Source organism: Actinokineospora sp. UTMC 2448, assembly GCF_024760565.1.
In the GTDB taxonomy this organism is placed as follows: Bacteria; Actinomycetota; Actinomycetes; order Mycobacteriales; family Pseudonocardiaceae; genus Actinokineospora; species Actinokineospora fastidiosa.
Window position 1 is genome coordinate 5944886 of record NZ_CP031087.1, and the last position, 14390, is coordinate 5959275.

Annotated in this window: 12 protein-coding genes; 6 read left to right on the forward strand and 6 right to left on the reverse strand. The window is 72.5% G+C overall.

Annotated elements, in window-relative coordinates; all coding sequences use genetic code 11:
• Position 1: 1 nt before the first annotated feature.
• A complete protein-coding gene (locus tag Actkin_RS27115; RefSeq protein WP_189209884.1) occupies positions 2 to 1210 on the forward strand; it encodes an acyl-CoA dehydrogenase family protein in 1209 nt (402 codons plus the stop codon).
• 52 nt (positions 1211 to 1262) lie between these two features.
• Here Actkin_RS27115 and Actkin_RS27120 read toward each other — a convergent pair whose 3' ends face one another.
• Complete coding sequence (locus Actkin_RS27120; RefSeq protein WP_258904736.1) at positions 1263 to 1895, reverse strand: TetR/AcrR family transcriptional regulator; 633 nt, start codon at positions 1893 to 1895, stop codon at positions 1263 to 1265.
• Positions 1896 to 1984: 89 nt separating this feature from the next.
• Here Actkin_RS27120 and Actkin_RS27125 point away from each other — a divergent pair, with 89 nt between their 5' ends.
• The gene (locus Actkin_RS27125; protein WP_189209882.1) at positions 1985 to 3460 is read left to right on the forward strand and encodes an MFS transporter; all 1476 of its coding nucleotides are present in this window, start codon (positions 1985 to 1987) and stop codon (positions 3458 to 3460) included.
• 109 nt (positions 3461 to 3569) lie between these two features.
• Here the strand turns inward: Actkin_RS27125 and Actkin_RS27130 are convergent, their stop codons facing one another.
• Positions 3570 to 3932, reverse strand: coding sequence for a PLD nuclease N-terminal domain-containing protein (locus Actkin_RS27130; protein ID WP_189209881.1), 363 nt, complete (start codon positions 3930 to 3932; stop codon positions 3570 to 3572).
• Between the two features lie 73 nt (positions 3933 to 4005).
• Here Actkin_RS27130 and Actkin_RS27135 point away from each other — a divergent pair, with 73 nt between their 5' ends.
• Positions 4006 to 4755: an SAM-dependent methyltransferase gene (locus Actkin_RS27135; RefSeq protein WP_258904737.1), complete on the forward strand. Its 750-nt coding sequence runs from the start codon at positions 4006 to 4008 to the stop codon at positions 4753 to 4755.
• 218 nt (positions 4756 to 4973) lie between these two features.
• Here Actkin_RS27135 and Actkin_RS27140 read toward each other — a convergent pair whose 3' ends face one another.
• The 4 genes from Actkin_RS27140 to Actkin_RS27155 all read right to left on the reverse strand — a co-directional run bounded on the left by Actkin_RS27140 (position 4974) and on the right by Actkin_RS27155 (position 10621).
• The gene (locus tag Actkin_RS27140; RefSeq protein ID WP_189209879.1) at positions 4974 to 6131 is read right to left on the reverse strand and encodes an acyl-CoA dehydrogenase family protein; all 1158 of its coding nucleotides are present in this window, start codon (positions 6129 to 6131) and stop codon (positions 4974 to 4976) included.
• Positions 6128 to 8107: an acetyl/propionyl/methylcrotonyl-CoA carboxylase subunit alpha gene (locus tag Actkin_RS27145; RefSeq protein WP_258904738.1), complete on the reverse strand. Its 1980-nt coding sequence runs from the start codon at positions 8105 to 8107 to the stop codon at positions 6128 to 6130. The genes Actkin_RS27140 and Actkin_RS27145 overlap by 4 nt, the downstream gene beginning before the upstream one ends.
• Positions 8108 to 8109: 2 nt before the next feature.
• The gene (locus Actkin_RS27150) at positions 8110 to 9714 is read right to left on the reverse strand and encodes a carboxyl transferase domain-containing protein (protein WP_258904739.1); all 1605 of its coding nucleotides are present in this window, start codon (positions 9712 to 9714) and stop codon (positions 8110 to 8112) included.
• A gap of 121 nt (positions 9715 to 9835) precedes the next feature.
• A complete protein-coding gene (locus Actkin_RS27155; RefSeq protein WP_189209876.1) occupies positions 9836 to 10621 on the reverse strand; it encodes an SGNH/GDSL hydrolase family protein in 786 nt (261 codons plus the stop codon).
• A 175-nt stretch (positions 10622 to 10796) separates the two neighbouring features.
• Between Actkin_RS27155 and Actkin_RS27160 the strand changes: the two genes are divergently transcribed.
• The 3 genes from Actkin_RS27160 to Actkin_RS27170 all read left to right on the forward strand — a co-directional run bounded on the left by Actkin_RS27160 (position 10797) and on the right by Actkin_RS27170 (position 14340).
• Positions 10797 to 11396 (forward strand): SACE_7040 family transcriptional regulator, encoded by a 600-nt coding sequence (locus Actkin_RS27160; protein WP_189210171.1) that lies wholly within the window; start codon positions 10797 to 10799, stop codon positions 11394 to 11396.
• A 90-nt stretch (positions 11397 to 11486) separates the two neighbouring features.
• Complete coding sequence (locus Actkin_RS27165) at positions 11487 to 12257, forward strand: SAM-dependent methyltransferase (protein WP_229786776.1); 771 nt, start codon at positions 11487 to 11489, stop codon at positions 12255 to 12257.
• Positions 12238 to 14340 (forward strand): diguanylate cyclase domain-containing protein, encoded by a 2103-nt coding sequence (locus Actkin_RS27170; RefSeq protein WP_258904740.1) that lies wholly within the window; start codon positions 12238 to 12240, stop codon positions 14338 to 14340. Before Actkin_RS27165 ends, Actkin_RS27170 begins: the two co-directional genes overlap by 20 nt.
• The last annotated feature ends 50 nt before the right edge of the window (positions 14341 to 14390 follow it).

A 14390-nucleotide genomic window follows, 5' to 3' on the forward strand; every position in this document is an offset into this window, starting at 1 on the left:
CATGATCAACCTTGAGGTCCCGCGCAAGTTCGCGCAGCTGGTCGACCAGGCCCACCAGGCCGCGGCGGAGTTCTTCCGGCCCAACTCGCGCAAGTACGACCAGGCCGAGCACACCTATCCGAAGGAACTGGACATGCTGGCCGCCCTCCTGGACGGCCTGTCGGCCGCGGGCGGCGGCGCGGGCGCGGGCGGCGTGCGTCGGGGCGGCACGGAGAAGAAGGCCGACGGCAACCGCAACGGCAGCAACCTGCAGCTGCTGCTCGGCACCATCGAGATGTGCTGGGGCGACGTCGGCCTGCTGCTGTCGATGCCCCGCCAGGGCCTCGGCAACGCCGCGATCGCCTCGGTGGCCAACGACGAGCAGCTCAAGCGCTACGAGGGCAAGTGGGCCGCGATGGCCATCACCGAGCCCGACACCGGCTCGGACTCCGGCGCCATCCGCACCACCGCCGTCCGCGACGGCGACTACTACGTCCTCAACGGCGAGAAGATCTTCGTGACCTCCGGCGAGCGCGCCGACTGCGTGGTCGTCTGGGCCACTTTGGACCGATCGCTGGGCAAGGCGGCGATCAAGAGCTTCGTCGTCGACCGCGACACCCCCGGCTTCGAGCTGGTGCGGCTGGAGCACAAGCTGGGCATCCGCGCGTCCGACACCGCGCACTTCCGCCTCGACAACGTGCGCGTCCACAAGGACAACCTGCTCGGCAGCCCGGAGATCAACACCGAGCAGGGTTTCGCGGGCGTCATGCAGACCTTCGACAACACCCGCCCCCTGGTGGCCGCCATGGCCATCGGGGTGGCCCGCGCGTCCCTCGAGGAGACCCGGCGGCTGCTGGAGGAGGCGGGCGTGGACATCGACTACGACCGCCCGGCCTTCACCCAGTCCGCCGCGGCGGCGACGTACCTGCAGCTGGAGGCGGACTGGGAGGCGGCGTACCTGCTGGCCCTGGAAGCCGCCTGGATGGCCGACAACCGCAAGCCGAACTCCCTGCAGGCGTCGATGGCCAAGGCCAAGGCGGGCCGCTCCGGCAGCGACATCACCCTGCGCTGCGTGGAACTGGCCGGATCGGTGGGCTATGGCGAGGGGACGCTGCTGGAGAAGTGGGCGCGGGACTCGAAGATCCTGGACATCTTCGAGGGCACGCAGCAGATCCAGCAACTCATCGTGGCCCGGCGACTGTTGGGGAAGTCGTCGTCCGAGTTGAAGTGACGAACGTCTGACGAAGGCCGCGCGGACCACCGGGTCCGCGCGGCCTTCTCGTTCAACAGCCCTTGTCCTTCATCGCCTCGTGGATGTCGTCGTGGCTGGGGGAGGCGACGGGGAGGGGGGTCGGGGGGCCTAGGCGCAGGCCGTCGAGCAGCAGGGTGAAGTAGCGCCGCCACAGGTCCGGGGCGATGTGGCGGGTCAGGTCGAAGGACGCGCCCAGCATGGTCATCAGCGGACCGAGGTCCGCGCCCGTCACGTCCGGGCGGATGGTGCCCTGGGCCTGCGCGCGGGCGACCAGCGAGTCCACGGCGGGGACGAAGTGCGCGCCGATGCGCTCGGCGTGGCCGAGTTCGACGCGGTGGCAGATCTGGAAGAGGCCCCGGTCGGCTGCCTGGCGTTCGGCGACGGCGGTGAGCAGGCCGACCAGGCCGGTCCAGGCGTCCGGTTCGGCAGCCGCGGCGTCGATCAGGATGTTCACTTCGGACACCACCTCGTCGAACACCGCCTCCAGCAGCGCTTCCTTCGACGAGAATCGGCGGTAGACCGTCCCCACTCCCACGCCCGCCACCCGGGCGATCTCATCGAGGGTGACGTCGATGCCCCGGGTCGCGAAGACCTCGCGGGCGGCCGCGACGATGCGCGCGCGGTTGCGGCGGGCGTCGGCGCGGAGTGGCGTGTCCGAGGTCACGCTCTCAGCTTACCAGAAATCCGGAGACAGCGTCTCCGCTTCATTGGTAGCGTGATCGGCGAATCCACAGGAGAACCCGGGGGCTTTACATGACTGTGTCCGAAGTGGCGGCATCGCCGCCACCGAATATCGAGCAGCCGTCGAGCAGGCGGTGGCTGGTGCTGGCCGTGATCGCGCTGGCGCAGGTCATGGTGGTGCTCGACGCCACCGTGGTGAACATCGCGCTGCCGAGCGCCCAGCAGGACCTGCGGTTCGGGGACTCCCAGCGGCAGTGGCTGATCACCGGCTACGCGCTGAGCTTCGGCAGCCTGCTGCTCATCGGCGGCCGCATCGCCGACCTCTTCGGACGGCGGATGGCGTTCCTCGCGGGCGTCGTCGGCTTCGCCATCGCCTCGGCGGTCGGCGGCGCGGCGGCCAACTTCGAGGTGCTGGTGGCCGCGCGCGTCGGGCAGGGCGTGTTCGCCGCGCTGCTGGCGCCCGCCGCGCTGTCGCTGCTGACCACGACGTTCACCGACCCGGCCGAACGCGGCAAGGCGTTCGGCATCTTCGGGGCGATCTCCGGCGCCGGTGGCGCGATCGGCCTGCTGCTCGGCGGCGTGCTGACCGAGTACCTGGACTGGCGCTGGTGCATGTACATCAACCTGGTCTTCGCGGGCGTCGCGTTCGTCGGCGGCATCGGCCTGCTCGGCAAGAGCACCGCGACCGAGCGCCCGAAGCTGGACCTCATCGGCGTCACCACCGCGACCGCGGGCATGTTCGCCCTCGTCTACGGCCTGGCCAACGCCGAGCAGGACGGCTGGGACGCGGCGAGCACGCTCGGCTTCCTGGCCGCGGGCGTCGTGCTGCTGGGCGCGTTCGTGTTCTCCCAGACGCGTGTCGCGCACCCGCTGCTGCCGCTGCGCATCCTTGCCCACCGCAACCGGGGCGGCGCGTTCCTGGCGATGTTCCTGCTGGTCGCGGGCATGTTCGTGATCTTCCTGTTCCTGACCTTCTACATGCAGCAGAACCTGCGCTTCGGTCCGGTGCAGAGCGGTTTCGCGTTCCTGCCGATGATCGGCACGCTCATGCTGTCGGCCACGATGGCCACCACGGTCCTGCTGCCGCGCGTCGGCCCTCGGGTCATGATCCCGGTCGGCATGGTCGTGGCCGCGCTGGGCACCGCCCACATGGCGCTGCTCGACGAGACCAGCACCTACGCCTCCGGCGTGCTGCCCGGTCTGCTGGTCGCGGGCCTGGGCATCGGCCTGACGATGGCCTCCGGCATGAACGTGGCCATCGCGGGCGTCGACCCGCAGGACTCCGGCGCGGCCTCCGCCGCGGTCAACGCCATCCAGCAGGTCGGCGGCTCCATCGGCACGGCGCTGTTCAGCACCATCGCCGCCAACGCCTTCACCGCCGCCCTGATGGAGGGCAAGGACCAGGCCGCTGCCGCGATCGCCAGCTACGGCGCGGCGTTCGCCTGGTCCGCGGGCACCTTCGCGGTCGGCGGCGTGGTCTCGGCCCTGGTGCTGCGCTCCGGCGTCCCCGCCGAGCTCAAGTCGGCGGGCCCGGCCGTCCACATGTGACACCCAGGCCGGTGGGCGCCCTCCGCGCCCACCGGCCTGGTGCCCGGCAGGCCACACCACGCTCGCCGGGCGGTCGGGCCAGGCGGTAGCGGTCGGTGATCAGCGCGGGCTAGGCGCTCTCGCCCTCGGCTTCGCGGGCCTTGCGGCGCTGCTCCTCGGCGCGTTCGCGGCAGCGGCGGAGGAACTCCGCGTCGGACTCGGCGTCCGTGGCGGCGAAGCGGCCGGGGCGGTCGTACTCGGGGAAGGCGGGCATGCCCCGCTCATACGACCGCGGCCGCGCGGCGGCGCGCACCGGCCTGCCCGCCACCAGCCACACGATGGAGCCGACGAGCGGGAAGAACAGCACGATCAGCAGCCAGCCGAATTTCGGCAGGTGCCGTGCGTCGCCCTCGTCCGTGGTGATGACGTCGACAAGGCAGAACAGCCACAACGCCAGGGTGATGACACCGAAGAGGCCACCGAAGTAAAGCATCGCTCACAACCCCCAAAGTCGTCAGCAGAGGGTAGCGCAGCGCGCACGCGCGGGTAACCGGGACAATCGCGGCATGGGGACTCCCGACACCGACCAGCCGCACCCGGCGCGCATCTACGACTACCTGCTCGGCGGCGCGTTCAACTTCGCCGCCGACCGCGCGTTCGCCGAGCAGATCATCGCCACCATGCCCGGCGCGCCGCTGGCCGCCCGCATCAACCGGGACTTCCTGCGCAGAGCCGTCCAGGCGGCCGTTGCCGACGGCGTCGACCAGTTCCTCGACCTCGGCTCGGGCATCCCCACCGTCGGCAACACCCACGAGGTCGCCCCCGCCGCGCGCGTGGTCTACGTCGACCACGACGCCATCGCCGTCGCGCACAGCCGCGACGTGCTCGCCGGGCACCCCGACGCCACGATCGTCGCCGCCGACATCCGCGACGCCGACACCGTGCTGACCGCCGCCCGCGAGCTGATCGACTTCAGTCGCCCGGTCGCGGTCCTCGCCGTGGCGGTGCTGCACTTCGTCCCCGACGCCGAGGCCACCCTGGCCCCCTACCGCGCCGCGATCGGCCCGGGCAGCCTGATCGCGATCTCCCACGCCACCCACGACGCCGAACCGGGAGTCGAGCAGGCGAGGCGGATGTACGAGAGCCGCGGCATACCGGGCTTCGCCCGCACGAAGGCCGAGGTGACCGCCCTGCTCGACGGCCTCACCCTGCTCCCCCCTGGCGTGGTGTGGACGAGCCGCTGGCGCCCGGAGGCCGACGACGACATCGAGCCGACCGCCAGCCTGGCCTACGCCGCGGTCGGCCGCGTCCCCTAGTCGGGAGTCACCAGCGCGCGACAGTTGCCAGGATGCTGCCGCTCATCGCGAACGCCCCGTGTGCGTGCCGCTCGACCGGCCCGGCAGCTTCCCGTTCCCGACACTCCACAGCCGGGTCCCGGTGGCGGGCGCAGCCTGCCGAAAGGCCGGGTCGGCCTACGCCGCCGTGCCCACGACCAGGGCACGCCGTCCACTGATCGGCGCGGGCGGCGCGGTCACTACGCGGGCAGCCCCAGTTCCCTGGCGATCAGCATCTTCTGCACCTCGCTGGTGCCCTCGCCGATCTCCAGGATCTTCGCGTCCCGGTAGAAGCGGCCGACCGGGAACTCGTTCATGAAGCCGTAGCCGCCGAAGACCTGGGTGGCGTCGCGGGCGTTGTCCATCGCGGCGTTGGAGGCGACCAGCTTGGCGATGGCGGCCTCCTTCTTGAACCGCTCCCCGCGCAGCATCTTGGCCGCCGCGGCGTAGTAGGCCAGGCGGGCGGTGTGCGCGCGGGCCTCCATCTCGGCGATCTTGAACTGGATGGCCTGGTAGCTGCCGATGTGGCGGCCGAACGCCTCGCGCTCGCCCGCGTAACGCACGCTCTCGTCGACGCAGCCCTGGGCGAGACCCACCGACAGCGCGGCGATCGCCACCCGGCCCTCATCCAAAGTGGACAGGAACTGGGCGTAGCCCCTGCCCAGCTCGCCGACCAGGTTCTCGACGGGCACCCGGACGTCGGCGAAGCTCAGCTCGCGGGTGTCCGATGCGTTCCAGCCGACCTTGCTGTACTTCTTCGACACGGTGAACCCGGGCGTGCCCGAGGGCACCAGGATCGCCGAGATCTCCTTGCGCCCGTCCTCGCGCGTGCCGGTCACGGCGGTGACCACGACGTGCGAGGTGATGTCGGTGCCGGAGTTGGTGATGAACGCCTTGGTCCCGTTGATGACCCACTCGTCGCCGTCGCGGCGGGCGGTGGTGCGGGTGGCGCCCGCGTCGGAGCCGCCGCCGGGCTCGGTCAGGCCGAACGCGGCCAGCTTCTCCCCGGCCGCGACCGCGGGCAGCCAGCGCCGCTTCTGCTCCTCGGTGCCGAACCGGTAGAGCGGCATCGCGCCCAGCGAGACGCCCGCCTCCAGGGTGATCGCCACCGACGAGTCGACCCTGGCCAGCTCCTCCAGCGCCAGGCACAGCGCGAAGTAGTCCCCGCCCATGCCGCCGTACTCCTCGGAGATCGGCAGCCCGAACAGGCCCATCGCCCCCATCTTGGCGACGATCCCGTAGGGGAACTCCCCGCGCTCGTAGAAGTCCCCGATGACCGGCGCGACCTCGTCGCGGGCGAACTCCTGGACGGTCTTGCGGAGCGCCTCGTGCTCCTCGCTCAGACGGGTGTCGATCATGGCTGGTCCTCCGGTGGGGTCACCACGGCAAGGGTCTGGTTGAGCCCGACCTGTTGGCCCGGGCGCACGCTCAGTTCGGAGACCACACCGTCCGCGGTCGCGGTGATGGTGTGCTCCATCTTCATGGCCTCGACGACGAGCAGCGGCTGCCCCGCGGTCACGGCCTCTCCGACGCCGACCTTGACCACGAGCACGGTGCCGGGCATCGGGCTGGTGATCGGCCCGCCCGCGCCCGCCGCGCCCGCGCCGCCCTCCAGCAGCGAGTGCTCGGCCACGGCCCAGGCGTGCCCGTCGGCGGCCAGCCACAGGGTGTCGCCGTCCATCGCCCTGGCGTAGCGCAGGTTCCGCTCGCCGACGCGCACCCGCAGCTCACCGTCCACACGCGACGCCGTGGCGGGCACCGGCTCGGCGTCGCCCACGGTGACCGTGCCCAGGCTCGGGTCGACGACCACGGTCACGTCCCGGCCGCCGCAGGTGAGCCGGAACGGCACGCTCGCCGCCCTGCCGAGCCGCCAGCCCGACGGCACGTCCCACGGGTCCACGACCGGGCCGGCGGGCGCGAGGCCGAGCAGTTCGTCCAGCGCGGCGGCGGCGAAGACCTCGTCGGGGACCTCGGCGGCGCCGGTCAGCTCGGCCAGGTTGCGCTCGACGAGCTGGGTGTCCAGCCTGCCCGCGCGCACGTCCGGCTCGGCCAGCAGCCCGCGCAGGAACTCGACGTTGGTGCGCACGCCCAGCACGGCGGTGTCGGCCAGGGCGAGCGAGAGCCGGTCAAGCGCTTGCGCCCGGTCGTCGCCCCAGGCGATCACCTTGGCGAGCATGGGGTCGTAGTCCGAGCCGACGACCGCGCCCACCGCGAGCCCGGAGTCCACCCTGGACCACGGCGCGGACGGCAGGCGCAGGCCCAGCACGCGCCCGCCGGTCGGCAGGAACCCGGCAGCGGGGTCCTCGGCGTACACCCGGGCCTCCACGGCGTGCCCGGTCAGCCTGACGTCGGACTGCCCGAACGCCAGCGGCTGCCCGGCCGCCACCCTGATCTGCTGCTCGACCAGGTCCAGCCCGGTGACCAGCTCGGTGACCGGGTGCTCGACCTGCAGCCGGGTGTTCATCTCCATGAAGAAGAACTCGTCGGGCCGGTCGGCGGAGACGATGAACTCCACGGTCCCCGCGCCGGTGTAGTCGACCGCGCGCGCCGCGTCGACGGCGGCGGCGCCCATGCGCTCGCGGGTGGCGGCGTCGAGCAGCGGCGACGGCGCCTCCTCGATGATCTTCTGGTGCCTGCGCTGCAGGCTGCACTCGCGCTCGCCGAGGTGCACCGCGGCGCCGTGGGTGTCGGCGAGCACCTGGATCTCGATGTGCCGGGGGCGGGCGACGAACCGCTCGATGAGCAGCGTGTCGTCGCCGAAGGAGCCGAGCGCCTCGCGCCGGGCGGACTCGATGGCCGGGCGCAGACCGTCGGCGGACTCGACCAGCCGCATGCCCTTGCCGCCGCCGCCCGCCGACGGCTTGAGCAGCACCGGGAACCCGATCTCGGCGGCGGCGTCGACCAGGTCGTCGTCGCTCATCCCGGCCTCGGTGCGCCCCGGGACGACGGGCACGCCCGCGGCCATGACGGTCTGCTTGGCCCGGATCTTGTCGCCCATGGCGTCGATCGCGCCGACCGGCGGCCCGATGAACACCAGTCCGGCGTCGGCGCAGGCGCGGGCGAACGCCACGTTCTCGGCGAGGAACCCGTACCCGGGGTGCACGGCCTGCGCGCCCGAGTCGAGCGCGGCCCGCACGACCTTCTCGATCGACAGGTAGCTCTCGCGCGCGGCGGCGGGCCCGATGCGCACGGCGGTGTCGGCCTCGCGCACGTGCAGGGAGTCCGCGTCGGCGTCGCTGTAGACCGCGACCGAGCGGATGCCCATGCGGCGCAGGGTGGCGATGACGCGGACGGCGATCTCGCCGCGGTTGGCGATCAGAACGCTGGAGAACATGCTCACATCCGGAAGACGCCGTAGCCGACAGGGTCCAGTGGCGCGTTGGCCGCGGCCGACAGCGCCAGGCCGAGCACCTGGCGGGTGTCCGCCGGGTCGATGACGCCGTCGTCCCAGAGCCGCGCGGTCGAGTAGTACGGGTTGCCCTGCGTCTCGTACTGCTCGCGGATCGGGGCCTTGAACGCCTCCTCCTCCGCCTCGGTCCAGGTGTCGCCGAGCTGGTCGCGGCGCACGGTGGCCAGCACCGACGCGGCCTGCTCGCCGCCCATCACCGAGATCCGCGCGTTGGGCCACATCCACAGGAAGCGGGGCGAGTACGCCCGCCCGCACATGGAGTAGTTGCCCGCGCCGAACGAGCCGCCGATGACGACGGTGAACTTCGGCACCCGCGCGCACGCCACCGCGGTCACCATCTTCGCGCCGTGCTTGGCGATGCCGCCCGCCTCGTAGTCGCGGCCGACCATGAAGCCGGTGATGTTCTGCAGGAACACCAGCGGGATGGAGCGCTGGTCGCACAGCTCGATGAAGTGCGCGCCCTTGAGCGCCGACTCCCCGAAGAGGACCCCGTTGTTGGCGATGATCCCGACCGGGTGCCCGTGGATGCGGGCGAAGCCGGTGACCAGGGTGGTGCCGTACTCCTTCTTGAACTCGCGGAACCGGCTGCCGTCGACCACGCGGGCGATGACCTCGCGCACGTCGTAGGGGGTCCGCGGGTCGGTGGGGACGACGTTGTAGAGGGTGCCGGGGTCGACGGCCGGGGCCTCCACGGGCGCTACCTCCCACGGGCGCGGGGCGCGCGGGCCGAGGGTCGAGACGATGGACCGGACGATGCGCAGCGCGTGGGCGTCGTCGTCGGCGAGGTGGTCGGTGACGCCGGAGACGCGGGAGTGCACGTCGCCGCCGCCCAGCTCCTCCGCGGTGACGACCTCGCCGGTGGCGGCCTTCACCAGCGGCGGGCCGCCGAGGAAGATCGTGCCCTGCTCGCGGACGATGACGGCCTCGTCGCTCATCGCCGGGACGTAGGCGCCGCCCGCGGTGCAGGAGCCCAGCACGGCCGCGATCTGCGGGATGCCCTTGCCCGACATCGTGGCCTGGTTGTAGAAGATCCGCCCGAAGTGCTCGCGGTCGGGGAACACCTCGTCCTGGCGGGGCAGGAACGCGCCGCCGGAGTCCACCAGATAGACGCAGGGCAGGTGGTTCTGCAGCGCCACCTCCTGCGCGCGCAGGTGCTTCTTGACCGTCATCGGGTAGTAGGTGCCGCCCTTGACGGTGGCGTCGTTGGCGACGATGACGCACTCGCGCCCGGAGACGCGGCCGACGCCGGTGATGATGCCCGCGGCCGGGGCGTCGTCGTCGTACATGCCGGTCGCCGCCAGCGGGGACAGCTCCAGGAACGGCGAGCCCGGGTCGAGCAGCGCGTCCACCCGGTCGCGGGGCAGCAGCTTGCCGCGGGCCACATGGCGCTGCCGCGCCTTCTCCGGGCCGCCGAGCGCCGCCCGCGCCAGCCGGGCGCGCAGGTCGGCGACCAGTTCGGCGTGCTCCTTGGCGTGGCGCTGGCCGTCGTCGCCCGCCGGGTCGGCGGCGCCGCGCAGGACGGGGGCGTCCATCGCACTCCTCGCGGGGTTAGCAACCGTTAACAACGGTGCCAATGTTAGCGCTCGCTAACTCGCCCCGCAATGAACCGGGGCCGCTCCTTCGGCACGGGGAGCGGCCCCGGTCGCGCCCGGCTCAGCCGGTGATCGCCCGCAGCGAGGCGTAGTAACCGCCGTTCTGGCCCGCGCGGTTGGGGTGGTAGCTCTCCTCGATGGGCCACACCACGCTGTTGATCCAGCGGGTGCCGGAGGCGCAGATCTCGTGCCCGGCGAAGGCCGTCTGCCCGTTGAGGAAGGTGAAACCGTGCGCCGAGGCGCGTCCGGAAATCACCTGATGGAGTACATCGGAGGACTGGTTGATCGCCGTGCGCTTGCGCTCGCTGAGCCCGAGGGAGCAGGTCCCGTTGAGGTGGTAGATGCGGGGGTAGCCGACGACGATCACCCGGGCGGACGGCGCCCGGTCGCGGATCGCCTTGTACACCGCGTCGAGCCTGCCCGGCAGGGTGGTGCGGGCGAACTCCTGGGCCTCGCGGTTGCGGCTCTCGCAGTAGGAGTCCGAGCCGAGGTTGCAGTCGGTCATGACGTCGGCGAACCCGGCGTCGTTGCCGCCGATGGACACCGTGACGAGCGCGGTGTCCGAGGTGACGGCGGAGATCTGGCTGCTGAGCACGTTCGAGGTCTCCGCGCCGGAGCAGGCGGCGAAGGAGAACGCGGACGGGCGCAGGGCGTTCGCCCACAGCTGCGGATAGGCGTAGGCCGAGCGCCTGCAGGCGCTGTTCGTGTAGGAGCCCGCGCCCAGCCCGGAGGAGTACGAGTCGCCGAGCGCGACGTACTTCCCGGGCGCGGCCTGGGCGGGAACGGCCAACGCGATGAGGGAGCCGACCGCGAGCAGGGCCGCGGCCAGGAAACGAGGAACACGCATGTACTACCTCCGACCTTGGAGGAGCTGATCCCGACAAGTCATCACTACCAGCAACAAAGCGGATACGGAACTCGGCGGTAACCGATCAACAGTTGCCAGACTGTGACAAATGATCAAGAAACGCACGCGTTAGCCGTCGCTAACCTGGCTGCCATACGATGGCCGCGTGTCCGCCATCGCCGAAGCCAAGCCGCCGAGCCGCCGCGAGCAGATCCTCGCCGCGGCGGCCGAGCTGTTCGCCCGGCACGGGTTCCACGGAGTGGGCATCGACGACATCGGCTCGGCGGTCGGGATCTCCGGCCCCGCCCTCTACCGCCACTTCCGGTCCAAGGACGCGATGCTCGGCGAGATGCTCACCGCGATCTCGGAGGTGCTGCTCGCGGGCGGGCAGAACCGCGTCGCCCGGGCCGACCCGCTGGCCGAGCTGGTGCGCTTCCACGTCGACTTCGCCCTCGACAACCCCGCGCTCATCACCGTCCAGGAGCGCAACCTGGGCAACCTCACCGACCCCGACCGGCGGAAGGTGCGCGCGCTGCAGCGCCGCTACGTCGAGCTCTGGGTCGAGGTGATCCGCGCCGCCGTCCCCGGGCTGAGCGAGCCCAGCGCCCGCGCCGCGGCGCACGCGGTGTTCGGCCTGATCAACTCCACCCCGCACAGCAGGCACCTCGACCGCGACCAGATGGCGGACCTGCTGACCCGCATGGCGCTGGCCGCCCTCACCGACGTGCCGGGGTCGCCGGGAACGGCCCTGTCCGAGTCAGTACCTGATGAGTAGCCTGTCGGTCACGGATTGACACGACCGAAACGGGTGTGCGCGGTGGGTGAACTGCCCGGCCTGACGAGATGGGTCCCGGAGGGCATAGACATGGAGCGGCCGAGCGCCGCCCGGCTGTACGACTACCTGCTCGGCGGTGGGCACAACTTCGCCCACGACCGCGAGCTGGCGCACCGGTTCCTCAAGGCCCAGCCCAACGCGCGCGAGATCGCCCGGCACAACCGGTCGTTCCTGCGCCGCGCCGTGCTGCACATGGTCGCCCACGGCATCGACCAGTTCCTCGACCTGGGCTCGGGCATCCCGACGGTGGGCAACGTGCACGAGGTCGCCCAGGGCGCCGACCCGGACGCGCGCGTGGTCTACGTCGACTACGAGGAGGTCGCCTACGCGCACTCGACGCTGATGCTGGCCGACAACCCGCTGGCGACGATCGTGCAGGCCGACCTCACCCAGCCGAGGGCGATCCTCGGCCACGCCGAGACCCGGGGGCTGATCGACTTCGACCGGCCGGTGGGGCTGCTGATGGTCGGGGTGTTCCACTTCGTGCCGCCCGAGCGCGACCCCGCGGGCATCGTCGCGACCTACCGCGACGCGTGCGTGCCCGGCAGCATGATGGCGTTCTCGCAGTTCACCGCGGACCTGATGCCGGAGGAGATGGGCCGCGTCGTCGAGGTCATGAAGGGCAGCCGCGACCCGATGTACCCGCGCTCGCACGCCGAGATCGCCGCGCTGTTCGACGGCTTCGACCTTGCCGAGCCGGGGATCGTGCCGACCGCGCTGTGGCGGCCGGAGCCCGGTCTCGACGACGGCTCCGACCCGGCGATGGCGGGGATCTATGCCGGTGTCGGCAGCAAGCGCTGAGCCGGGCACGGACCGGGCGCGGAACCGCGAGCAGCGGGTCCGCGCCTGGCTGCGGGTCATCGCCAGGACGGTCTACGTCCCGCGCGCCGCCGAGGAGATCTCGGCGTTCCTCAACACCCAGCTCGACGTGCTGAACGCGGCGATCTCCGCGCCCGAGCTCGACCCGGACGTGGGCGCGGCCGTCGGCGCCGCCCTGGTCGACTTCGGCCTCACCGGCGAGGACACCCTGCAGCACAGCGTGTCCCTGCTGGTGGAGGAGATGCTGGGCGTCGGCGCGTCCGGCGACCGGGTGGCCCGGCTGTCCGCGGCGCTGTCGTGCGGCTACTCCGACGCGCTGCGCCGCCGCACGCTGGCCCAGCAGGAGACCATGAAGCTGGCCCTGCTCACGGCCAAGCAGCGCGCCGACCGCGACCGCAGGGCCAGCGAGAACCGCTTCCGCGAGGTGTTCGACCACGCCGCGATCGGCATCGCGATCACCGACCCGGACGGGCGGGTCGTGCAGGCGAACCCGGCGCTGGCGGAGATCATGGCCTGCGACGCCGCCGAGCTGACCGGACGCGCGCTCGGCGACTTCATCGCCGCGGAGGAGGCCGACCAGCCGCCGCTGGTCGGGCTGCTCGACCGGCGCCCGGACCGGCGGCTGGTGGAGCGCGCCAACGGCGAGACCGCCTGGGTGTACGTGGCGACGTCGGTGGTGCGCGAGGCGGGCGAGCCGATCTACCAGGTCGCGATGGTGCAGGACCTCAGCGAGCAGGAGCTGCTGCAGGGCAGGCTCAACCACCAGCTGCTGCACGACTCGCTGACCGGCCTGGCCAACCGCGTGCACTTCCTGTCGCGGCTGGAGACCGCGCACGGGCAGTGCTCCCCCGCCGACACGCTGACCCTGCTGTGCCTGGACCTCGACGCGTTCGGCCTGCTCAACCGCACGCACGGGCACGACGTCGGCGACCGGATGCTGCGGGTGGCCGCCGAGCGGCTCAAGCGGGTCTTCGCCGACGAGGACGCCGTGGTGGCCCGCGTCGGCGGCGACGAGTTCGCGGTGCTGGTGCGCGACCAGCCCGAGACCCCGGACCTCGCGGCGCTGGCCGCCGCGGTGCAGTCCGAGCTGGGCGAGCCGATCTACCACGGCGCGGCGGGCATCGCGGTCGGCGCGACCATCGGGGTCGTGCGGGCCGGGCCCGGCCGGTTGTCCAGTGTGGAGCTGTTCCGGGCCGCGGAGTCGGCGCTGCGGCGGGCGCGGGCGGTCGGGCCCCGGCAGTGGGCCGAGCACGACGACCGGCTGGACAAGCGCGACCGCGTGGTCGGCCAGGCCGCGACCGCGCTGCCGGGCGCGTGGGAGACCGGCGAGCTGGCCGTGGCGTACGTGCCGGTGGCGCGGTTGTCCGACCAGCGGGTGATCCGGGCGCGGGCGTTGCCGCACGCGCCGGGCGTGCGGCGGATGACCGGCATGCCGAGCGTGCCGGAGCTGGCCGAGATGACCGGGCTGTCCGCGGCGCTGGGGCCGTGGCTGCTCGACGACGCGGGCTCGCGGCTGCCGGTGTGGTGGCGGCTGTTCGCCCCGGTCGTGGGCGCCGACCGGCCCGTGCACCGGGTGCTGCTGACGGCGCTGCAGTCCGCCGACGAGGACCTGGCCGCGCGCGTCAACGCGACGGTGGCCGCGTCCGGGCTGCCGCCGGGGCTGCTGGAGATCGGCCTGGACACCGCGGCCGTGCTCGGCGGGCGCGGCGACGCGCAGGACAACCTGCGGACGCTGTCGGACATCGGCGTGGCCACCGCGCTGCACGGGTTCGCGGGCACCCCTCGGGAGATCGCCGCCGTCGAGCGCTTCGGGGTGCGGTCGGTGCTGCTGGCCGACCCGTTCGACGGGTGGCGGCCGGACTGGCTGCCCGCCGGGAGCGTGCCCGTGGCCGCGGTGCGCGACGTGGTGGCCCGGCTGGCCGGGATGGGCGTCGAGGTCGGCGTGCTCGGCGTGCGGGACGCTGCCGAGGCCCGGTGGTGGGCCGACGCGGGCGCGGCCACCGGCGAGGGCCCGGCCTTCGGTGAGCCTGCGGGCTTCGACGACGTGGTCGCTGCCGCCAAGTGAGCGATTCACCCGGTGCCGATCTCCCCGCGCGGCGGCCCGCTATTGCAGGA